This window comes from Oscillibacter sp. 1-3 (assembly GCF_000403435.2).
GTDB lineage: Bacteria > Bacillota > Clostridia > Oscillospirales > Oscillospiraceae > Oscillibacter.
Genome location: NZ_KE159703.1, coordinates 1123753 through 1145518, shown reverse-complemented (window position 1 = coordinate 1145518; position 21766 = coordinate 1123753). Strand labels below are relative to the sequence as shown.

The window sequence follows — 21766 nt, the reverse complement described above, 5'->3', positions numbered from 1 at the left end:
CCTGCCGGACCGCCCTGCGCGCACACGGAACTATGATCGGCCAATTGATCTGACGCAGGAGGCATAACGCGATGAAAGCGCTGATATTGAATTCCGGCATGGGAACCCGCATGGCCCCGCTGACAGATCGCCAGCCCAAATGCCTGACGGAATTATCTCCCGGCACGACTATCTTGGGCCGTCAGCTGCAAATGCTGGCGGCTGTGGGGATTGCAGAAGCGGTCATCACTACCGGCCCCTTTCCAGGGGTGCTGGAGGAATACTGCACCCAGCTGAAACTGCCGCTGCAATATACGTTTGTATCCAATCCGGACTACCGGACGACAAACTACATATACTCGATTTACCTGGCGCAGGAGGCTTTGCAGGACGATATTCTCCTGCTTCACGGAGATCTGATATTTGAACAGGAGGTCTTGCGGCAGGTATTGGAAAGTCGGGAGAGCTGTATCGTCACCAGTTCCACGGCGCCGCTGCCGGAGAAGGACTTTAAGGCGGTAATTCTCGAAAACCGCGTCGAAAAAGTGGGGGTAGAGTTTTTTGACAGCGCTTTGGCCGCACAGCCCCTGTACTATCTGAAAAAGGGCGACTGGCTGGTATGGCTGGAACAAATCAGCCGGTTCTGCCAGACTGGCCAGGTGACCTGCTATGCGGAAAAAGCGTTGAACAGGATCACAAAAGACATTGCGCTCCGTCCGCTGGATATTCGGAATATGCTCTGCGGAGAGGTGGACCAGCCGGAGGATCTGGCGGTCATGCGCGCCAGGCTTCAAGCGGCGGAAAACCGAAACGTCTATATGTGTTTTTCCACGGACATGCTCCATGGCGGCCATATGTCCATTCTCCAGCGTGCCGCCGGGTTGGGAAGGCTGACCGTGGGCGTCCTCTCCGACGAGGCGGTCGCCTCCTACAAGCGCTTCCCTCTTCTGCCCTGCCGGGAGCGGAAAGCCCTGTTTGCAAGCATAAAGGGCGTAGAGCGGGTAATCGAGCAGCCGGAACTCAGCTATAAAAAGATCCTGCTGGAATGGAAGCCTGATATTGTCGTCCACGGGGACGACTGGCGGGAGGGCTTCCAGCGGCCTCTGCGCGAGGAGGTACTGGACGTACTGAACTCGTACGGCGGCAGGCTTGTGGAATTTCCATACTCTAAGGAGACGCGGTATGAGGACCTGGAACGCCGGTTTCGGGCAGAGCTCTCTCTTCCGGACAACCGCCGGGGCCGGCTGCGGAAGCTGCTGGCCATGAAGGGACTGATTACCGCTATGGAGGCCCATGACGGCCTCTCCGGGCTGATCGTGGAAAATACAGCCGTACATGAAAACGGAAGGTCTTACTCCTTTGACGCCATATGGGTTTCCAGCCTCTGCGACTCCACTGCTAAGGGAAAGCCGGATATGGAGCTGGTAGACAAGACCTCCCGCTTCCGAACGATTGACGACCTGACAGAGGTGACCACAAAACCGATCATTTTCGACGGCGATACCGGCGGACTGGCCGAACATTTCGTCTATACGGTCCGATCTCTGGAAAAGCTGGGGGTTTCCGCAGTAATTATTGAGGACAAGCAGGGGCTGAAAAAGAATTCGCTATTTGGGACAGAGGCGGCTCAGGCGCAGGATTCCATCGCCAGCTTCAGCGAAAAGATTGCCGCCGGCAAACGGGCGCAGAAATCCGCAGACTTTATGATTATCGCCCGGATCGAGAGCCTGATTTTAGAGCAGGGCATGGAGGACGCTTTGGCGCGGGCCGCGGCCTTCGTTCAAGCCGGGGCAGACGGAATCATGATCCACTCCCGCCGCAAGGAGCCAGATGAGATTTTCGAGTTTGCGGAACGTTTCCGCAGACAGGACGGACACACACCGCTGGTGGTTGTTCCAACCTCTTTTCACGCTGTCACCGAGGCGGAGTTCAAGCGCCGGGGCGTAAACGTCGTAATTTACGCCAACCAGCTGATGCGGAGCCAGGTTCCCGCTATGCGGCGAACAGCGGAGTCAATTTTGAAACACCACCGGGCTCTGGAAGCCGACGAGACTCTGATGCCATTCCAGGAAATTATCCGGATGATTCCAGCGGAGCTTTAGATGATATGGAACAGACAATGATGCGGACTTACGGAGATTACCGGGTCCTGGAAGAGTATCTTCAAAAAATCGGAACCCGGCGCCTTTTTCTGGTCTGCGGCAGCTCGATTCAAAAGCTGCGCGTCGACGGCTGTTTTGATGCGCTGAACAAGCGAATCCCGGTCATCCGTTTTTCCGGCTTTACGCCAAATCCAAAGTATGAGGACGCCGTGAGGGCTGTGGAGGCTTTCCGGAGATCGAATTGCGACGCAATCATAGCTGTGGGCGGCGGAAGCGCCATGGATATTGCCAAATGCGTAAAGCTCTGGGCGGCGCTGAGAGCGGAAGATGGTTTCCTGAATCAAACACCATATCCCAATGATTTTCCGCTGCTGGCGGTCCCTACCACGGCGGGAACTGGCAGCGAGGCCACGCGGTACGCCGTTATTTATTATCACGGCGAAAAGCAGTCGCTCTCCTGTGAGGAGTGCATCCCCTCTGCCGTTTTATTGGACCCGTCTCTATTGGAGTCCCTGCCAGACTATCACCGTAAAGCTTCCATGCTGGACGCTCTCTGCCACGGAATTGAATCCTTCTGGTCCGTCCACGCCGCGAAAAAAAGCCGGGAGTTCTCCCGGAGAGCGATTTGCGGAATATTAGAGAATCTGGAGCTGTACCTGCAAAACCACCCAAAAGGCAATGCCGGGATGCTGGAGGCGGCATATCTGGCCGGAAAGGCCATCGATTTGACGCAGACCACCGCCGGCCACGCCATGTGCTACAAGCTTACCACCCTGTACAGGATCGCCCACGGTCACGCGGCGGCGCTCTGTGTTTCCAAGCTATGGCCCTATCTGGCGGAACGGAGCCGGGGTACGGAGCTGGAGGATACTTTATCCGAGCTTGCCGCCGCTATGGGGTGCGGAACTATTCCGGAATCCATTGGAAAATTTGAGAGGCTTCTGAGCAGCCTGCATTTGGAAACGCCAATCCCCCGGCCAGAAGATTTTTTGATCTTACAAAATTCAGTCAATCCGGCGCGCCTGCAAAACACCCCCATTGTTCCAGGAATGGAGGACATTCTTGCATTGTACCGCCAAATATTATCAAAAGGAGGCGCTGCTGAATGCAGGCAGAGGCATTTGCGAAAATTCTAGAGGCCCAGTTCTACACCGGCGTCCCGGACTCTCTGCTGAGACCGCTCTGCGACTATCTGATGAAGACCTATGGTGTGGACGCCAGACATCATATAATTGCAGCCAACGAGGGGAACTGCGCCGCGATAGCGGCGGGATACCACTTGGCTACCGGAAAAATACCGGCCGTCTATCTGCAGAACTCTGGAGAGGGCAACCTCATAAACCCGGCGGCGTCCCTGCTGCACCGGCAGGTATACGGCATTCCCGTGCTTTTCATCATAGGGTGGCGCGGCGAGCCGGGCATTCATGACGAGCCGCAGCACATCTATCAGGGCGCCATTACCAAAAGACTTTTGGAGGATCTGGAAATCCCCAGCTTTATTATAGGCCCGCAGACGCCGGAAGCTGCGGTTCAAGAGGCGATGAAGCGTTTCAGGCCCCTGCTGAATCAAGGAAGCAGCGCCGCGTTTATCATCCGCAAGGGCGGCCTGGTCAATCGTGAAAAAGCCGATTACCAAAACGCCTATCACATAAGCCGGGAAACGGCTGTACGTCATATTGCGGAGGCGGCCGGGGAGGACTTCATTGTCTCCACTACAGGAAAAGCCAGCCGGGAACTGTTTGAGTACCGCACCGCCAAGGGCCAGACCCATGCACGGGATTTTCTGACCGTCGGAGCCATGGGACACGCGTCCTCCATCGCCTTGGGGATTGCCCTGCACCGCCCAGAGGCACAGATCTGGTGCATAGACGGCGACGGCGCGGTATTGATGCATATGGGCGCGATGGCGCTGATCGGCACCAACCGCCCCGGCAACCTGATCCATATCATGCTGAACAACGGCGCCCATGAAACCGTGGGCGGTATGCCGACGGCGGCAAACGGCATCGATCTGCCGGGAATCGCGCGGGCCTGCGGATACCCCTATACAGAATGTGTAAATGATCTTGCGGCATTAGACGCCGCGCTGGCAAGGGCAAAAGCGCGGCGGGCGCTCTGTTTGATCGAGGTGAAGTGCGCCATGGGAGCCAGGGACGATCTGGGGCGGCCCACTACAACGCCGCAGGAAATGAAGGCGGTATTTATGGAGCGTCTGCAAGGATGAGGGAGGAGATGACAATCCCAAAACAGGAAATGAAGGCGGCATTTATGAAACGTCCGCAAGGATAGACACGCCCGCAAGCCGCGGCAGAGAGGGCTAAAAAAATTTCCGACCCACGGCCGTGGGTCGTTGTTTCCAAAGGAAACAACGAATTCCCTTTGTCCACACGATAGAAATGAGGTATTGATGAAGATTTTGATCTGGGGAACCGGCAATACAGCAAAAGCGGTCCTCGAAAACGGTATCTATGGAGAAATTGTAGGATTTATAAAATCATCGCCGCCAACAGAAGCTACTTTTTGCGGAAAGCCCATATTTACCCCCGGCCATATCGGCACAGAATACGATGTCATCTATGTGGCGAGCATATACTCTGCGGAGATCTATGAGACCATTCAAGCTTACCACATGCCGGAAGACAAAATATGCTTTTCCCGGCTGCCCGACGCGTTAGCGGCAAAATACAAGGAAAACTACCAGCTGGCAAAGCGCTTTTTGAGTGAGGCCAACCTATGCGAAATAGACGATTACACCCACTTCGGCAAACAGCTCATGCGGGATCTGTGGGTAAAAAAGCAGCTGGAGCAGTGCGAGGCGGGAAAGTCTCTGCTGGATGCGGGCGCGGGCGACCAGCGGTACAAAAAGTACTGCTCCCATCTCCGCTATGTCTCACAGGATCTCTGCCAATATGACGGGACAGGAAACGGCGAAGGGCTTCAAACCGAGGAATGGGATGTCAGCCAGATAAACATCATATCGGATATTATTGATATTCCGGTACCGGACGAGAGCTTTGACTATATACTCTGTACAGAGGTCTTTGAGCACATCCCCAATCCGGAGCTGGCGATGAAAGAGCTCTCAAGGATTTTGAAAAAGGGCGGAAGACTGATCCTCTCCGCCCCGTTTACCAGCGTGACGCATTTTGCCCCCTATCACTACTATCCAGGCATCAATAAATATTGGTACGAGGAAATGTGCCTCCGGTATGGTATGAAAATACTGGAAATGTGTGCAAACGGAAACTATTTCAGGCACATACAGCTGGAGCTCGAGCGCGCGGCGTACGTATACAAGCGACACACAGGAGACCATATCCGCGAATTCGATCTGTTGCAAATAAAGGAAACCAACCGCATCATGGACCGTCTGGCGGAGCGGGCCGAATCCAGCAGCGAGCTGATGAATCTGGGGTGGTTTGTGCTGATTGAAAAGTGTTAAAGGGGCGGCCCGATGGGCCGTCCCTCTTTTGGGTCCTATGGGATTGTTCCAAAAACAATCCGTGCTGATTAGCCCAACAGCTGCAGCGCGCCCTGGGGAACAGCGTTGGCCTGGGCCAGCATGGCCTGGGCGGACTGAACCAGGATGTTGTTCTTGGTGTAGGCCATCATCTCCTCGGCAACGTCGGTGTCGCGGATGGTGGACTCGGCGTCCTGGATGTTCTCCGCCATGACGCTCAGGTTGTTGGCGGTGTGCTCCAGACGGTTCTGGGTGGCGCCCAGATCGCCGCGGACAGAGGAGACCTGGTTAATGGCGTCCTTAATCTTCTGAATGGCGTTGGAGGCGTCCTGCGCAGTGCCGATGTTCAGGCCGTTCAGGCCCAGAGCGGTTCTGTGCATGTCGCCCACCTTGACCTGCAGCTGGTTGTAGGAATCGCTGGTATCGCCGATCTGCAGCTGCAGACTCTTAGACGCATCGCCCGGATCGGCTGCGGTATAGGTCATCTGAGAAATCTGGAAGTTTGACTGCAGTCCAGCGGTGGTGGTGATGTCGCCCGTACCCGCGTAGACCGGCTTGCCATCGGTGCCAACTTTCTCTACGGCAGTAAGCAGGCCAGTCTTACCGGATTCCAGACGGAACCAGGTATTCTCCTGATTGGTCAGCTTTGCAATGGCCTTATCCACCAGCTGGGCATCATCGGCCTCCACATCCTTCATGTCAATGAGGACCTCGCCGTCGCCGGCCTCGGTCACCTTGCTATCCTTGCCAACCTGGAACACATAGGTCTTGTCACCAATGGTCAGCTTTGTGCCGTCCTTAATCTTTCCGGTCAGGTCAATGGTGGCGTGGGCCAGATCTCCGGCTTTTTCAGCAACACCGATGTTAATCTTGGTATTGGCATGGCCCATAGCATCCAGGCCGGTGAACGTTCCATCAGTGCCATCGCCAGCCTTATCGGTGATGGTAACGCCCTGCTGCTCAATGGTGGCGGTGCCGTCATTTTTCAGCTCCTGGTCCAGAATGGCCGCACCATCCTTATCGGCAGTCTGAAGCTCGAACTTCACAGAGCTGCCTTCCACACTTGCTTTATAGACCAGACCATCAATTTCCAGACCATTCAACACCGCACTCTCGGTTGCGTCTGCCGCCTTTGTCCCTTTGACAGTGGTTGCGGTCGCATTGACTGCCGCAGCAATGGCCTTTGCCAAATTTTCACCAGAGAGCTTGTCACCCTTCTTCAACGCGGTAGTGCCGTCAGCACCCTTGGTAACATCAATATCCACACCGCCAATATTAATCGTAAAACCATTAGCGGTTTCCGCATTGAACTCCACATTGGTCAGATCTACGGTGAAGGTAGGATCCTGCCGATCCACGCCGTCCGTGCGCAGCGCATGACCAACGGCGGTAGTCGCAAGCTGGTGAGCCTGACCCGCATTGCCAATCGACACGTCAGCGGGATCGCTCCAGGTGGTGCTGGCCGCTTTGGCGCCGGTATCCAGAGAACCATCCAGCAGCTTGATGCCGTTGAAGTTGGAGCTCTCGGCGATACGGTCGATTTCGTCCAGCAGCTGGTCAACCTCTTTTTGCAGGTTGGCGCGGTCAACCTCGTTGTCATAGGTGCCGTTGGCGGACTGGGTGGCCAGGTAGTCCATGCGGTTAAGCATGTCCTGGATCTCCTGCATGGCGCCCTCAGCGGTCTTCACCAGGGAGATGCCGTCCTTGACGTTCTTCTGGGCGGCGTTCAGGCCGGTGATCTGAGCGCGCATCTTCTCGGAAATGGCCAGGCCCGCGGCGTCGTCGCCGGCGCGGTTGATCTTGTAGCCGGAGGACAGCTTCTCCAGGTTCTTGCTCAGAGCAGAGGTGTTGGTGTTGTAGTTGCGGTAGGCGTTCAATGCCATAATATTGTGCTGGATACGCATAGTAGTTGACTCCTTTCAGTCTTTTAATGTGCCCCGGAGCATCCTTTTACCAGAGCACAGTTCTCAATCGCGCCGTCCGCCCCGGGTATGTGGCCACGATGCCCGGAACTTTCAGCGCAGGGACTATATTTCAGCCGGCTCGTCAGCCGGTCGAAACCAAAAATCAGTCACTCCCCGCCGCCCTCCGGCGGCCAGGAAAAAATGAGGTCCAGCTTCTCCCGCAGGATTCGGACCTCCGGGGCGTCCTCCATCCCCTCCAGCGTCCGGCGCAGGTCCGCCAGGGCCGCCCGCTTCGCGCCGTTCCAGGGGAGCTGGCGCACAGGCCGGGCCGGCGGATCGAACACGCAGGCGGGCCGCTCCCCGCCACTGCGCTCCAGCACCGCCCCCCGCAGAATGGGGACCTCTCTGGGTGCGTTGACGGTCAGGTGGACCCGGTCTCCCGTCAGGCGGTCCAGCTGGACCACGGTGCTGCCACCCACGGTGAAATACTCGCCGGGCTTCATGGAAATACAGAGCATAGAAATCTCCTTAAACCGTTCTCGCGGCGCGTCCTCCTGACTGCGCCGGTGTGACAAAGTCACAATATTATGCTGAGTGGACCTCTCTTGCGAGATTCAGGCTGTGTCCCCGAAGGGAGCCGCCCTCTCTTGTTCCCATTTCGCGGCCTTGGGGAGCGCTGATTTCACAGGCAAAGAGGCTTGCCGGTCAAATCAGCGCTTCCCGCCGCTCCTGGGCGTTCACCGGCGTCCCGGCCAGCACATGCTGAGGGTTATGAAACAGCGCTCAAAGCGCCAATCTCCTTCAATCCAAACTCCCGGAGGTTCCGGGCGGTGTTGACCTTCCGTGTGAGGGACGCGCCGCAGGCGGGGCAGGCCCAGGTCCGCGCACGGGCGGACAGCTGTTCGTTGACGCATTCACAGACATGGCAGGTCTTTGCCGCGGGACGTACTGGTCCACCACGATGTATGCCTTTCCCTGCCGCTCCAGCTTGTATTTCAGGCAGTCCCGAAACATCCCGAAGCCGGCGCTCATCACGTCCGCTCCCCTCAGTCTCCGGGATAACTCCACCAGGTCGCTGTCCCGCGCGCACGCGGCGTCCCAGGCGTTGGCTATCCGCCGGGATTCCTTGTGAATGAAGTCCTTTCTCTGGTTGGCGATATGCTCATGCAGGAGCCGGATTTTCTGCATCTGTTCCTCATAGTTCCGGGAGCCGGACTCCATACGGGAGAGCCTGCTCTGCATCCGGGCCGGCTTCTCCCGAGACTTTGCCAGATCCGGCAGGACAGGACTGCCGCCCCGGCTGTCCACATACAATCAGGCCGGAGAGCAGTTCAGACCCAGGGTCCGCTCCGCGGCCGGCACGGCCGTCTCCCGCTCCGGCGCCTCATAGCCGAAGACAATGGAACAAAAGTATTTCCCGGTCCTGGACTTTGTCACCGTCACGGACGTCAGCTTCCATTGGCGCAGGGGCCTGCGGTGGACCACAGCCGGGATCAGGCCCAGCTTCGGCATTTGGATGCTGTCCTTCAAAAGGCGGATGGAGGGCCCGGTGCAGTACTGACGGCAATAGACGGTAAAGGCGTCCCGCCGGTCCTTCTTGGCCTTGAACCGCGGGCACTGAAAGGCCCCGGGGTTCCGGAAGAAGTACAGAAAGGCCTGCCGCAGATTCTGGTAGACGCAGCAAAGCGGCTGGCTGTCCACCTCCCGCAGGAAAGGGGCCTCCTTTTTATAGCGGGCCGGCGTGGGAATGTACTGCAGATCCGAGGCGGCGTAAAACTCCCCCGCGTCCGCCAGCATCCGGTTCCAGAGCCAGCGACAGCAGCCAAAGGTCTTCTCCATCAGCACGGCCTGATCCGCGGTGGGATGGAGGCGGAGCTTGACGGTGGTATACTCTTTCATCCCCGCGCCTCCATCCGTTAAATGTGCAATGGTGTACTTTTACAAACCGGCGGTTTTCAACCGTTCAATTGTCGTTCTCCAGCCGGACGGCCTTGGCGTAAAATGTTCCCACCGGCATGGCGCAGGCGTCCGCAGCCTCTTTCAGAGTGAGCTTCTTCCCCCTCCAGTCCCGGTGGATCTGTCGGAAGTTCTCCGGCAGGGGATGCGGCGACCTGCCGAACCGAACGCCCCTGGCCCTGGCTGCTGCAATGCCCTCCGCCTGACGCTGTCGGATATTGCTCCGCTCATTCTCCGCCACAAAGGACAGCACCTGCAAAACAATGTCGCTGAGAAACGTCCCCATCAGATCCTTGCCCCGGCGGGTGTCCAGCAGCGGCATATCCAAAACGGCGATGTCCACCCGCTTCTCCCGGGTGAGAATCCTCCACTGCTCCAGGATCTCCTCGTAATTGCGCCCCAGCCGGTCAATGCTCTTGACGTAGATCAGATCGTCCGGCTTTAGTTTTTTTACCATCCTCTGATACTGCGGCCGCCGGAAATCCTTTCCCGACTGCTTGTCCATAAATATGTTCTTCTCTGCGACAGACAGCTCACGCATGGCGATGAGCTGCCGGTCCTCATTCTGTTCCTTTGTGCTGACCCGGATGTATCCGTAAGTTGATGCCGCGATGTTCTCCACCTCCTGTTGAGGCACGGTCTAAAACGACTGATTTCCTCAATATAGTTACTATTGAACATAAAGGAGACGGAACAAAATGCCAATAGTATTTTTCGCAAAGCGCGAAAAATACGGCAAAATAGTCCCTTGACTTTCGCGGTAAAGGTTATAAGATTAAGTTAAGAACCCGCCCCTTGGCCCCTTGAAAAATTTTCATTCAGGTGTCCCCAGGCAACGCTCTTTCGACATATATATTACGGACGGCCGAATTATGTAAAGCAGGCCCGCACAGTCCGGCAGGAGGTGAGGCAATGGAGGACCGGAACACGTGGGAAGCCGCGGTGGAACAACTGTATAAGGAGCTCTATCCGGCGCTCCATATCTACGCCCTGCGGGTCCTGGGGGAATCCGCCCTGGCGGAGGAGGCCATTCAGGACGCCTTCTGTATCGCCTGCGCCAAGCGGGAACAGTTCCTCGCCAGCTCCGACCCCCGTCGCTGGATCATGTGTACGCTGAAACACGTTTGCCAGAACATGCTCCGCACCCAGGCAAGGCTGAAAAAGCTCCTGCTGTCCCTGGATCCCGGCAGATGCCTGGCCGCCGGGACGACGGACCTTGTGAGCGTGGACGTTCTGTTTGGCGATCTGTCGGACAGCGAGGACTTCCGGCTGCTCAAGCGCATCGCCCTGGACCGCTGCACCATGCTGGAGGTGGCGGAGGAACTGGGGATTTCTGTGGAGAGCTGCAAAAAGCGGGTCCAGCGGGCCCGAAAGCGGTTACAGGAAAAAATCGAGGCCTGCATTTGACGCGGCGCGTCTGTTTGAGAGGAGGGATTCAGGATGACACAGTCTGAAAAGGTGCGGCAAAAACGTCTGAAAGCCCTTGAGCGGACCAGTTCCGCCGACCTGGAGGCGCTGCTCCTGCTGGATTTCCAGTCTCAGGAGACCGGCGAGACGGAGATGGACGAGATCCTCCGTGCCGCGGAGATTCTGGCGGCGCGGCAGCACCGGCAGGGCGACGGCGGCGCGGATCGGGCCTGGGCAGAATTTCTGGAGAAATACCGCCCTTTTGCCGGCGGCAGCTCCCTTTATGAAAGCGCCGAGGCGCCCAGCGCCTCGGCCGTGGCTGTACAGCCACGGCCCGCCCCGTCTCCCTCCCTCCGCCGGCGGATGCGGCGGCTGGCCCGGCAGGCCAGCCATCCCATATGGTATCGGCTTCTCCGGACGGCGGCGTGTCTGGCGCTGTGCCTGCTCCTCAGCGGCGGCCTGCTGCTGACCTTCAGCCCCGAGGCCAGGGCGGTTTTCTCAGGATGGGTCCGGGAGATCTGCGGGGACCACCTCGAATACCGCTACGCATCTTCCGACGAAGCCGCCGGCACAGACAATCAGGCTGTCATATACCGCCCGGCCTGGGTGCCGGAGGGCTGCCGGCTGACCAATATCTCCGATCAGGGCGCCTCAGTCTCGCTGCTCTATGAGACCGCCAACGGATACGGTCTCGTGTTCCAGTATTTCCCGACCTCCTCCGGCGCTTTTTCCATCTATATGGAGGGCCCGTCGGAGACCGTGACTGTCCGGGGAAATCCGGCGGACCTGTATCTCAGCCTGGTGGAAGGAAATACCAACGGTCTGGTTTGGGGAGATACGGAGGCGGAGCTGCTGATGTCCATCTTTGCCGATCTGCCCCGGGAGGACCTGCTCCGCATTGCGGAGAGCATCCGGCCCGTCTCCGGCGAACAGCCGCCCAACCGCCCCCTCTGGTTTCCGGACAGCTATACCCTGCTGAACAGCGGCGACGGCATCTCCCGCATCGGGATTCTCTGCACCAATGACGACGGCGGAAGGCTCTGCTACACATACGCCACCGCCGGCTCCGCCGACCGGGAAAAGTCCTGGGCCGAGATCACAGAGGCCGCGGCGGGTCTTGTGGCAGAGGAGGTCCTGATTAACGGCCTTCCCGCCCAGCTGTATCGGCAGCCTGACGGCACCGGCCACTTGGTCTGGACCAACCCTTTCGGCGATCTCTATTGGATTTCCGGTCCCCTGACCGCCCAGGAGTTTATCCAGATGGCGGAGAGCGTAATCATGGGGTCCTAGGGCCTGTTCACAGCCGCTGCACACCGTTTTGGAAGACCCTTTGCCGCCGCCCGCAGTTGAATTTTTGAAGTCCAACAGCCTCGGCTGACGGCAGCGTTCCCTGCCAATCCGGCGTTCTCCGGTTATAGCTGCAGGTTCTCAGCCTCATTGAATATAGAGAGACAGATTTTTTAGAAAGGAGCTGTTCATGTGGAACAGAAAAAACGACGGGAAAATGTGGCGGCAGGCATAGTCGGCGCCTTTTTGGGCTCTTTGATCGGCGTCGTCTGCACAGTCATTATCGGACAGATGGGGTATGTGGCCTCTATATCCGGACTCGTCATGGCGGTCTGTGCCCTGAAGGGCTACGAGATGCTGGGCGGCATGCTGAGCAAAAAGGGCGCGGCGGTCTCCTCCGTCCTGATCCTGCTGATGACATTCTTTGCCCACAGGCTCACCTGGGCCATCGCCGTCTCCTCGGAGCTGGACTGGGGGATTCTGGAGGCATACCGGTCCATCTCCTTCCTGCTGGAACGGGGGATGCTGAAAAGCGCCGCCTACTGGGGCGACCTGGTCATGCTGTACCTCTTCACCCTGCTGGGCGCAGTGCCCACCATCCTGGGCGGCCTGCGGAATACCGGCGCGCCGGAGCTTCCTCCGCCTCCCGCCTCTCCGGAGGCATCTGCGGCGGCGGGCGAGGCGGACTTCTACCCGGCGGGCAAGGGGTGGCTGCGGCCCCTGCGGTTCAGCTTCCTTTTCGCCCTGCTGCCAGGGCTTGCGGTGGGTGTGGCGCTGCTGATAATCGCCGTGAGACGGGACGCCCCCATTCCCCTGACTATGGCCGCCCTCTTGGCCATTCTCAGCTCTTTCGTAGCCATGATCTTCGCCCTGCCCATCAGCCGGATCAATCAGGCAGAGGCCTTCCTCTTCGTCCGGACGGCAGGACACCTCTGGCAGGTGAATCTCAACGCCCTCAACGTCATGGATACATATCGCTTCACAGAGAAGGCCGCCCGCCTCCGGGCCCTGAGATGGGAAAACCTCTCCCAGACGGAGCAGGAGCGGGCCAAAGCCTCCATCCTCCGGGCCGTCTCTCTGCTGACCAGCGGTCAGGTGCTGCCGGGCAGCTCTTTGAGCCTGGTGGTGCGCCCCCTTACGGACTTCGAGCTTATCAAGGAGGACCAGTGGAGCTGGCAGGGGCAGTACTCCCTGCAAAACGGGCGGCAGAAGAAAATCCGCATCGCCAAGGTCTATCCCAATTTCGCTCCGGTCTACGGTCTGGAGCCTCCCCAGGAGCCGGCCCCCTGGCGCTGGGGACTGTGCGTCCTGGCGCTGGTCCTGGCCCTGGCGCTGGGCGCCGCCGGATACGGCCTGGGGGCCCTGCTGGACGGCTCCCTCTCCGGCGGCGCAGCCTCCCCCGGCCGGACAGGGTCCGCCGGTCAGACGGGCTCCGCCGCTGTGACCGCCCGCACGCCGAAAAGCGAGGTCCACCGCTATGAGACGGACGGCGTGTACTACCTGGTGGACGGCGCGTTCCAGGTCACCGACATCAACACCTTCCACGACTCCGTCACAAACACGGACTTCACGCTGACCGTCCAAACGGGCGCGGACGAGGACGCGGCCGTTGACACGCTGCTCCAGCCCATCAGCGACTACCGCACCTCACCCCAGTATGACTACTTCCAGTTCGCCCACGCCGGAGCGGAGGAGACCCTGGTGCCCCTGACGGCGGCGGACGGCACGGAGTACCGATACGAGATCCTCACGCTGTACCTGAAGGACGGAAGCGCCGTCCATGTGGGCACGGCCCTGGCGGAGGACGGTCTGCTGGTGACGGTAGAGGCCCGGCAGAAGAGCGGCGGAAGCGGCAAAAAGAGCGAAGATGTCCGGGGGACCATCCTCTTCATGCTGGAAAATCTCCAGCGCACCGGCTCCGCCCAGGTGGAAATTACAGAGGAAAACTACCAGTCCCTGTTCCACCTGGCGGAGGAGCTGGACTATCAATATACCGCCGCGGGGTACATCAAGGCCCCCCATGATATGTTCGGCCGTGACGCCTTTGTGGACGCCCATGTCCCCTTCGGCTCCCCCGTCTATCTGGACGACGGCTATACGCTCCGCTCCGCGGCCCACGGCATGGAGGCCACCGTCACCATCGCCGCCGGCGAAGACGCCAGAGACGTGGTGGATCAGGCCTATGCCGCGCTGGAGGCTTCCGGCGCGGACCTCTACCCCGAGAGCGTGTCGGACACCACGTATTTCCCGGAGTATGACACCGCCGTGAAGCAGGCGGCGTATCTGGAGGCCGGCGCTCCCAGAATCGCCATCTTGTACGCGGACTGCAAGCAGGAGGGCTACTACCTCTCTGCGCAGATCACCTATCTGCCGGAGCAGATGGACGAGGACTACCCCGCCCTGCGGCTGGAGCTCAGCAGCGCCTACGCGCTGACCCTGCCGGAGATCGAGCCCCTGGCCCCCTGACGGCGGCGTCAGATCGCCTTGATTGGCAAAAAAATCTCTCGTTGTTGAGGATTTTGCCATTTATCACACATGGTCCAATAAAACACGCAAAGGACGGAGAATATTGATGAAAAAATATCTGATTACAGCCGCGGCGGTTCTGTGCCTTCTGCTGACCGCCTGCGGCCCTATGGCCAAGACGGAGGAGCTCTCCGACGAGGAAGTCGTGAACACTCTGATCCAGGCCTTCCAGCAGGGGGACTACGAGGGAATCAAGCCCTACATATCCGACGACAACCCCCTCCACCAGCTCTTCTCCGGTACGGACGAGGCCGTGGGCGGAGAGATGGCCCCGGTGTATAAAGCCTGTCTGGAGAAAACCGGCGCCCTCACCTGTGCCGCCAAGGCGGTGGAGGGCAAGGAGACCTGGGGCACGGTGGAGGTCACCCTCGCCGCTCCCAACTACTACGACGCCTTTCACGCCGCCATGGCGGCGGCCCTGGAGGAGGACGTGGAAACTGGTTCCGGCGCCTTTTACGACATGCCCGGCTGGATGTCCAAGGCCCTGGAGGGCGAAGGCGGCGCCACGGAGGAGACCTGGGAGCTCCATGTGGGCAACCGGGACGGAGCGATGGTGATGGACAGCAACACCAACCGGCAGTTCTTCACCGCCCTGTGCGGCGGGCTGAAATCCTACCTGAACGCCTCCATGACCACCTGCACCTTCCCCGACGGCACCGTGTGGGTCCTGGCGGCCCAGGGGGATGAGATTGTGGCCATCATCCGGACGGAGAGCGTCTCCGGGGCCAGTCAGTACGCCCTGGAGGACATGGAGGCGGTCATTCAGGCCTTTGAGGCCCCCTACGAGACCCTGGAGGGCATCTTCGCCCACGGCGAGGTTCAGGGCGACCTGCTCATCAGCCGCCTGGGCGTGGACATGGAGACCGCCAGCTCCTTCACTCTGGTGCAGATGGGCCTGATTGACAAGCAGACCACCGCCGGCTCCAACGGGCACCTGAGCCTCAGCGCCACCATCAGCGGCTTCACCCGGGACGGGGCCCAGTGCGTGACGGAGACCTTCAAGCCCGCTCAGCCGGAGACGTGAGAACGGGAGGGATACCATGTTAGGACGTCTGTTTAATAAAATCAGCGGGACCGGGCTGGTTCTGCTCCTCATCGGCACAGTGCTCCTGGGCTTTTCCCTGCGGGACACGGTGATCTCCTTCAAACCCGCCAGAAGCTTTGACGACGTGCTGTCAGGGGACGTGTCTGCCGGAGACCATGTGTCGGGCCGGGTGCCCTACCTGCTGGACAGCTTCGCCAGTATGCAGACCTGGACCGAGAACCGCTCCAACAACTCCAGAACAGCGAAAAAGACCTCCTCCCAGTACTACGTCCTGCCCGGCGGGCGGGGCTATCTGGGACTGACGGTCCACTCCTCCAATTTCTCTCCGGCCAACAAGCTGGTGGACCAGACCTACGGCTATCTCTCCGGCGGGGCGGCGCCCACGGCGGAGCTGGAGCTGGACACCCGCGTTGTAAAAATGGAAGAGGAGCTGGCAGAGATGTTCCGCCAGACGCTGCGGGAGGATTACGGATTCTCGGACACGGACATTGACACCATGGGTCCGCTGCTGATGGCAGAACCCCGGGCTTTCGGGACAATCCGGGTCTTCTGCGGCGTGGGCGGGGCGCTGTTCCTGCTGGGCGCAGTGCTGCTGGTGCGCTACTGGCGCAAGTCCACCGCCAACTCCCGCCGGGCACGCGAGGCCCGGGCGGCCAGAGCGGCACAGGAGGCCCCGGCCGCCCGGCCCAGCTACGACCCCGAGATCCGCTGATCGGAATCACCATATTTTGCGCCCGCATGCGCGGAAGAGAGGAACATTGTTATGGACAAATTTTTGGGTATTTTGTGGTACATAGTCGTTTTGGCAATTGCTGTTACCGTGGCGGGATGGCGCTATAACATGGGTCCCGTCATCTGGATGCGGCGCTCCCGGGGCAGGGCCCGGGCTCTGGAGGACGACGCCTCCCGGCGGGATCTGGTGGAGCGGGTGCGCCAGCGCCTGCCCCAGGCCAGTGACCAGAATGTTGTCTTCTCCCTCCAGGTGGAGAGCCACACCTCCGGCAGCAGCCGGATGCGGGTCACCACCTACACCTATTATTACAAGGTCTTTGTGGCGGACGCGGACTGCCTCTGGGTCCTCCCCTTCTCCTATGACAAGAAGACCCGCGGCTACGAGCTGGGCGACCCCGTCCCTCTGACCCGGGATCTGATCCAGCGGGTCAGTCTCGCCGGAAAGCGGGGCAAAAAGCTGACGGTTTCCTTTACCTTGAAGCCGGAGCTGGGACTGGACAAAATCGTCATGGTGCTGGAGCCGCTGCAGTTCCAGCGGAATAAATTCTACCCCTTCGACTTCCTCCAGGAGGGGGCCTGCGCCAAGGCTATGGATCTCACGGAAAAGCTGGCCCTCGCCGCCTGCGGCCTCACCTCGGAGGATCTGGAGGAGACCCGCCTGGAGGACGAGTGCGGCAACTACGCCGTTGCCGCCGGCCTCTGCGGCTTCTGCGGCATCATTGCCGCCTCTGTCGGCAATACCCTCCTTCTGCCCCTGGCTCTTTTCGCGGCGGCCCTGGGGTGTTTCGGCGTGATGCTCAGCAAAAAGCAGATGCCCAAGATCAGCCTGGTCATTGTGATCGTGGAGGCCGTTGTGGCCTTCCTGCTGTTCCGGTTACCATAGGATGGTCCGCCTGCGATTCCCTCTCCAGAAGCGGGTAAATCCATCAATAAAATACAGAAGAAATGAACCATGGCTTACCCCTCGCGCAGGGGAGCAGTCTCTCGCGAAAACGGTAAGCGCGGGCTGCTGGGGATCATAACGCAGGACCAATCGCCGCCTGAATTCAGGAGCACATCTTCCGAGACGAAAAGCAGGCCGCCCTGTGGGGCGGCCTGCTTTTTCGCCGTGCAGTTTTTCCGAAAACGCTCTCAGATCTCGAACCACCGGATCTCCCCCGGAGCCAGGTCCAGCGAAAAAGCCGTCCCGTCTCCCCGGTACACCGTGGTGGTCTGAGATGTATAAGTATTGTTCACCGCGCAGAACCTTCCGCTCCGGACATAGGCGTGGACCTCCACATTGCAGTTGGTGGCAAACCAGCGGTGCAGCTCCTCCTCCCCGCGGGCAGACCACAAAATGGCCCGGTACAGCAGGCGGCTGTTTTCAAAGGAGTACGGCAGACCGGAGATGTACACCGCCCGGCCTTTGCCAAACCCGTTCACCGCCAGCTGGACCTCCCGGTCCCGCTGGACCAGGACCTCCGCCCCCTCCAGGGCGTAGATGCTCTTTTTGCCCTCGCCGAAATCCACGGAGCCCGTGCAGTCCGCCAGAATGAAGTGGTTCGGGTGCTCCTCCCAGTTGTACTTGTCGTAGTTCAGGGTGAAGCCTGTCTCTTTCTCCACCCCCAGCACGCCGGACAGCTGGAGGTAGCGGCCCTGATACTGGTGGCCCGAGGGCTCGCCCACGCCGATGAAGCCGCCGCCGCTCCAGACAAAGTGCTTAATCAGGGAGGAAATCTCCGGGTCCTCCCAAATTGCCCCGCCGGTGTGGGCGGTGTCACCGTCGCCCACATTGATGAGCACCGCCACATGATCCAACAGATAGGGGTCCTCTTTCAGATCGTCAAAGCTGATGAACCGCACGTCAAAGGGCGCGCCGGACAGGGCCTCGATCACCCCGGCGTAGGAGTAGTTCTGCTTCTGATACAGGGCGTGGTGGACCATGTGGCAGCCCCAGGACCGGGCGCCGCCCCAGCTGTTCAGGACGGCCACCGTCTTTGCGCAGTAGGGCCCGGCCCCCTTGATGTTCTCATACAGCTCCCGGAACTCGTTACAAACGCTCTCCACGTAGCCGATGAACTCCGGGAACTGGCAGGCCAGCTTGAGATAGCCGCCGTAGCCGATACGGTCGATGGGCTTGCGCAAAATGGCCCGGCGGGCGGTAATCCAGTTCTCCCGGGCCTCCCGGACAGGGTCGCCCCCCTCGTGGAAGGTATCGGGGAAAAAGTAGGGCAGAAAGCGGCCCTCAGTGTATTTCACGCCGGGGATGTCGGCAATCAGACGCAGGGTGGACCCGTTGCCCACGCTGCCCACCACCGCATCCAGACCGATGGACTTGAACTCCTCCATGTAGGGCTCGGTGCCGATCCAGTGGTCCCCCAGGAACATCATGGCCTCCTTGCCCAGCTCATGGGTGATGTCCACCATCTCCTTTGCCAGGGCGGCCACCTCCCGGCGCTGGAAGGCCATGAAATCCTTAAATTCCTTGGAGGGAACCCGATACTGATTGTTATAATAACCCTGGTCGATTACAAATTCCGGCCGGAACCTGTACCCAACCTCCCTCTCAAACTGCTCCAGGATATAGGGGGAGACGGAGGCGGAGTAGCCGTACCAATCCACATACTTCTCCCGCCTCAGCTCGTCAAAGATCAGCGTGAACTGGTGAAAAAAAGTGGTGTATCGGATCACATCCACGTAGGGGTGGTCGGCAATGAACTTCCGCAGCCGCTCCATGGTGAACTTCCGGGTCTTGGGCTGGCGGACATCGAAGGTGATCTGGTGCTCAAAATCGGTCCAGCCGTTGGTAACGGCGTTGTACATATGCACCGGGTCCCAAATCAGGTAGGCCAGAAAGCTGACCGTGTAGTCGTAGAACAGCTCCGGCTGGTCAATCACCACACAGCCCGTCTCCGCTTCCCAGCGCCACGCTTCAGGGGCAAGGGGCCGGCCGGTGGTGCGATCCACCACCTCCCACCAGCGCTTGATGTCGTCCTGGTCGTTGACCTTCATCAACTCGGCGCTGATCCCCTTCATCAGGGGGATGGACAGGGGCCCGCCTCTGGCGGTATGAAAGCCAGTCATGATGTAGCACTGCTGGACCTCGTCCGGGTTGGCCCGGGCCCATTCGTTGTCTTTCCGGGTGGTGTAGTAGGTGGAGTAGACCTTGGCGTCCACGGACTTTAACTCCTCCGGATAATCCGTGCCGTCACAGTCACGGATGGCGTCGGCCCCCCAGCGCCGGAGCAGCTCCAGCGTCTCTGGGACCACGTCCACATCTGTTGGAATGGTCACCCGGCCCTTTTGTAAGTCAGTCATATTCCGCCCCCTCTCAGAGCCCGGGGCCCTTGCCGCCCTCAAAGGGCTTGTTGTAGATCATCAGGGCGGACAGCAGCAGGATCACTCCCACGATCATCAGCCCCAGGCCGGAGAGCCGGCCCGTCATGGTCCAGCCATGGATCACCAGTGCCAGACCCGCCAGGAAAAACAGGGCGATCAAAACCGCCCGGAGGCTGGCATGCTCTTTCCAATAATTCATAATATTCTCCTCTCGTCAAACCCGATCTATGGCCGCCGCCGAAGGCGTCAGCCCTTCAATCCGCCCACGGTCATACCCTGGGTCAACTTCTTCTGCACGCACATATAGAGAATCAGCGTAGGCAGCATCACCAGAACAAGGCCCGCGTACAAAATACCGTACTGGGCTGAGGACTGCTGGGCCTGCATCAGATTCAAAAGGCCTACCGGCAGGGTCTTCTGCCCCTGGGCGCTGCTCATCAGCGTCATGGAGATGATGTACTCATTCCAGAAGGAGAGGAAGTTGAAGAGGATGATGGTGATGATGGAGGGCTGGGCCATGGGGAAGATGATGCGGATCATAGCCTGGCCGTAGCCCGCGCCGTCGATGTAGGCGGCCTCCTCAAAGTCGTGGGGGAGCGTTGCGAAGTAGCCGGAGAGGAGGTAGATGGTAAAGGGCAGGGCCGTGGCGGCGTAGACCACCGCCAGCACTACCAGATTGTTCAGCAGAAATCCGTTCCCCATCACGTTTTTCAGCCACGTGTCGCCATCCCGCAGCATCAAAAAGATGGGCACCACGATATAGTTCACATTGATGAAAAGGCCCGCCATGAAGCAGGTATTCAGGAAGTTCCGGCCCCGGAAATGGAACCGGGCCAGACAATAGGCCGCGGGCAGGGCGATCACTAGCAGCAGCGCCAGGGACAGCGCCGTCACCAGCACGGAGTTGAGCATATAGCTGCCCATGCTGGCGGCGTTCCAGGCGTCGGTGAAGTTCTGCCAGTAGAATCCCGCCGGCAGCGTCCAGGGGTTGCCGTAGAACTCACTGTTCTGCTTGACGGAGGCCAGGAACACCCAGGCCACGGGGACAATGATGGTAACGGCCAGAGCCAGCAGCACCACATAGATGAAAATCTTGTACAGCTTTTCGCCGGAGATGCCTTTTTTCTCCTGTGTCATGGTCCCACCCCCTTACATTTCCAGCACTTCCCGCGCCGTCACCCGGTTCACCAGGGCGGAGAGCAGGAAGGAGAACAGGAAGATCACAACGCCGGCGGCCATGGAGTAGCCGTAGAGCCCGGCGTCCTTCTGGGCATACATGAAGCTGAGGCCCACGTCGGCCATGCCCTTGGCCACCATGGCCTTGACGAAAAGGAAGGCCATATTGATGGTGGAGATGATGAAGAAGGTCAGCGTGGTTCGGATGTTGGTCCAGATCAGAGGCAGGGTCAGCTGGAAGAACTGGGTCAGCCGCCCGGCGCCGTCCAGTCCCGCGCTCTCATAGAGGCTCTCGGGCACAGCGGACATAGAGGCCATGTACATCACCATGTAGTAGCCGATGGCCTGCCAGACCATGGCGATGATGACGCTGATGATCACCATCGGCTGGTCCTTCCAGAGAACCATGACGGTCTCTCCGGAGACGGCGGAGAGGATGCTGTTGAGCATGCCGTTCTCCGGCTTGTAGATGGCGGAGAAGATACCGGCGATGACCACCACGGAGAGGATGTTGGGGATGTAGAAGACGATGCGGAAGAAGTTCTGTCCCTTGATCTTCTCCCGGGTCAGGATGGCGGCAAAGACGATGGCGAAGAAGAAGGTGATGATGGTCACCGTCACGATCAGAAGAATGGTATTCTGCATGGAGGTGATGAACTTGGCGTCATTGAACAGCGCCTTGAAGTTGGCCATACCCACAAAGGTCTCCATGGGAGAGTAGGCCCCCCGCTCAAAGAGGGACATACGAAAGACGTTCAGGGTGGGCAGGATCATGAAGATGAAAAAGAGAATGGACGCGGGAGCGACGCACAGGGCAAGAAATCGGCTGCGGTGTTTGCTGCGGCGCATAAAATCACTCCTTTCGGACCGTGTG

At 59.4% G+C, this 21766-nt stretch carries 19 protein-coding genes and 1 pseudogene; 10 read left to right on the top strand and 10 right to left on the bottom strand.

Annotation, left to right across the window (positions count from 1 at the left end; genetic code table 11):
- The first annotated feature begins 71 nt into the window (after positions 1-71).
- The 4 genes from aepX to C816_RS05465 all read left to right on the top strand — a co-directional run bounded on the left by aepX (position 72) and on the right by C816_RS05465 (position 5523).
- Positions 72-2081 carry a phosphoenolpyruvate mutase gene (aepX, locus tag C816_RS05480; RefSeq protein WP_016321428.1) on the top strand — a complete coding sequence of 670 codons (2010 nt, stop codon included), beginning with the start codon at positions 72-74 and terminating at the stop codon, positions 2079-2081.
- A gap of 5 nt (positions 2082-2086) precedes the next feature.
- Positions 2087-3217, top strand: a complete 1131-nt coding sequence (locus C816_RS05475; protein ID WP_016321427.1) for a phosphonoacetaldehyde reductase — start codon at positions 2087-2089, stop codon at positions 3215-3217.
- Entirely contained in the window at positions 3187-4305 is a 1119-nt protein-coding gene (gene aepY, locus C816_RS05470; RefSeq protein ID WP_016321426.1) for a phosphonopyruvate decarboxylase, read from the top strand. Before C816_RS05475 ends, aepY begins: the two co-directional genes overlap by 31 nt.
- 405 nt (positions 4306-4710) lie before the next feature.
- Entirely contained in the window at positions 4711-5523 is an 813-nt protein-coding gene (locus tag C816_RS05465) for a class I SAM-dependent methyltransferase (RefSeq protein WP_081646285.1), read from the top strand.
- Positions 5524-5591: 68 nt separating this feature from the next.
- On the opposite strand, the gene C816_RS25430 is transcribed toward C816_RS05465, so the two are convergent.
- From C816_RS25430 to C816_RS05445, 6 genes and pseudogenes are all read right to left on the bottom strand, one after another.
- Positions 5592-7445: a flagellin N-terminal helical domain-containing protein gene (locus tag C816_RS25430; protein ID WP_016321424.1), complete on the bottom strand. Its 1854-nt coding sequence runs from the start codon at positions 7443-7445 to the stop codon at positions 5592-5594.
- A gap of 167 nt (positions 7446-7612) precedes the next feature.
- Positions 7613-7963 (bottom strand): carbon storage regulator, encoded by a 351-nt coding sequence (locus C816_RS05455; RefSeq protein WP_016321423.1) that lies wholly within the window; start codon positions 7961-7963, stop codon positions 7613-7615.
- A 251-nt stretch (positions 7964-8214) separates the two neighbouring features.
- Positions 8215-8535: a zinc ribbon domain-containing protein gene (locus tag C816_RS24765; RefSeq protein WP_242832141.1), complete on the bottom strand. Its 321-nt coding sequence runs from the start codon at positions 8533-8535 to the stop codon at positions 8215-8217.
- 68 nt (positions 8536-8603) lie between these two features.
- A pseudogene (locus tag C816_RS24760) lies at positions 8604-8666 on the bottom strand (hypothetical protein); the annotation flags it as partial.
- A gap of 93 nt (positions 8667-8759) precedes the next feature.
- Positions 8760-9344 carry an RNA-guided endonuclease InsQ/TnpB family protein gene (locus tag C816_RS24755; RefSeq protein ID WP_016321421.1) on the bottom strand — a complete coding sequence of 195 codons (585 nt, stop codon included), beginning with the start codon at positions 9342-9344 and terminating at the stop codon, positions 8760-8762.
- Positions 9345-9408: 64 nt separating this feature from the next.
- Positions 9409-10014 (bottom strand): recombinase family protein, encoded by a 606-nt coding sequence (locus C816_RS05445; protein WP_040654948.1) that lies wholly within the window; start codon positions 10012-10014, stop codon positions 9409-9411.
- 299 nt (positions 10015-10313) lie between these two features.
- Here C816_RS05445 and C816_RS05440 point away from each other — a divergent pair, with 299 nt between their 5' ends.
- From C816_RS05440 to C816_RS05415, 6 genes are all read left to right on the top strand, one after another.
- On the top strand, positions 10314-10808 hold the full coding sequence (locus C816_RS05440; RefSeq protein ID WP_016321419.1) for an RNA polymerase sigma factor: 495 nt from the start codon (positions 10314-10316) through the stop codon (positions 10806-10808).
- A 33-nt stretch (positions 10809-10841) separates the two neighbouring features.
- Positions 10842-12098 (top strand): DUF4367 domain-containing protein, encoded by a 1257-nt coding sequence (locus tag C816_RS05435; protein ID WP_016321418.1) that lies wholly within the window; start codon positions 10842-10844, stop codon positions 12096-12098.
- A 189-nt stretch (positions 12099-12287) separates the two neighbouring features.
- A complete protein-coding gene (locus C816_RS21590; RefSeq protein ID WP_016321417.1) occupies positions 12288-14561 on the top strand; it encodes a hypothetical protein in 2274 nt (757 codons plus the stop codon).
- A gap of 106 nt (positions 14562-14667) precedes the next feature.
- Positions 14668-15645, top strand: coding sequence for a hypothetical protein (locus tag C816_RS05425; protein WP_016321416.1), 978 nt, complete (start codon positions 14668-14670; stop codon positions 15643-15645).
- Between the two features lie 16 nt (positions 15646-15661).
- A complete protein-coding gene (locus C816_RS05420) occupies positions 15662-16378 on the top strand; it encodes a DUF6709 family protein (protein WP_016321415.1) in 717 nt (238 codons plus the stop codon).
- 51 nt (positions 16379-16429) lie between these two features.
- Entirely contained in the window at positions 16430-17281 is an 852-nt protein-coding gene (locus C816_RS05415) for a hypothetical protein (RefSeq protein WP_016321414.1), read from the top strand.
- A 248-nt stretch (positions 17282-17529) separates the two neighbouring features.
- Here the strand turns inward: C816_RS05415 and gnpA are convergent, their stop codons facing one another.
- From gnpA to C816_RS05395, 4 genes are read right to left on the bottom strand one after another with little or no spacing between them, the layout of a single operon-like run.
- A complete protein-coding gene (gnpA, locus tag C816_RS05410; RefSeq protein ID WP_016321413.1) occupies positions 17530-19695 on the bottom strand; it encodes a 1,3-beta-galactosyl-N-acetylhexosamine phosphorylase in 2166 nt (721 codons plus the stop codon).
- Positions 19696-19708: 13 nt separating this feature from the next.
- The gene (locus C816_RS05405) at positions 19709-19915 is read right to left on the bottom strand and encodes a DUF6903 family protein (protein WP_016321412.1); all 207 of its coding nucleotides are present in this window, start codon (positions 19913-19915) and stop codon (positions 19709-19711) included.
- A gap of 47 nt (positions 19916-19962) precedes the next feature.
- Positions 19963-20853, bottom strand: a complete 891-nt coding sequence (locus C816_RS05400) for a carbohydrate ABC transporter permease (protein ID WP_016321411.1) — start codon at positions 20851-20853, stop codon at positions 19963-19965.
- A 12-nt stretch (positions 20854-20865) separates the two neighbouring features.
- Positions 20866-21741, bottom strand: coding sequence for a carbohydrate ABC transporter permease (locus tag C816_RS05395; protein ID WP_016321410.1), 876 nt, complete (start codon positions 21739-21741; stop codon positions 20866-20868).
- Between the last annotated feature and the right edge of the window lie 25 nt (positions 21742-21766).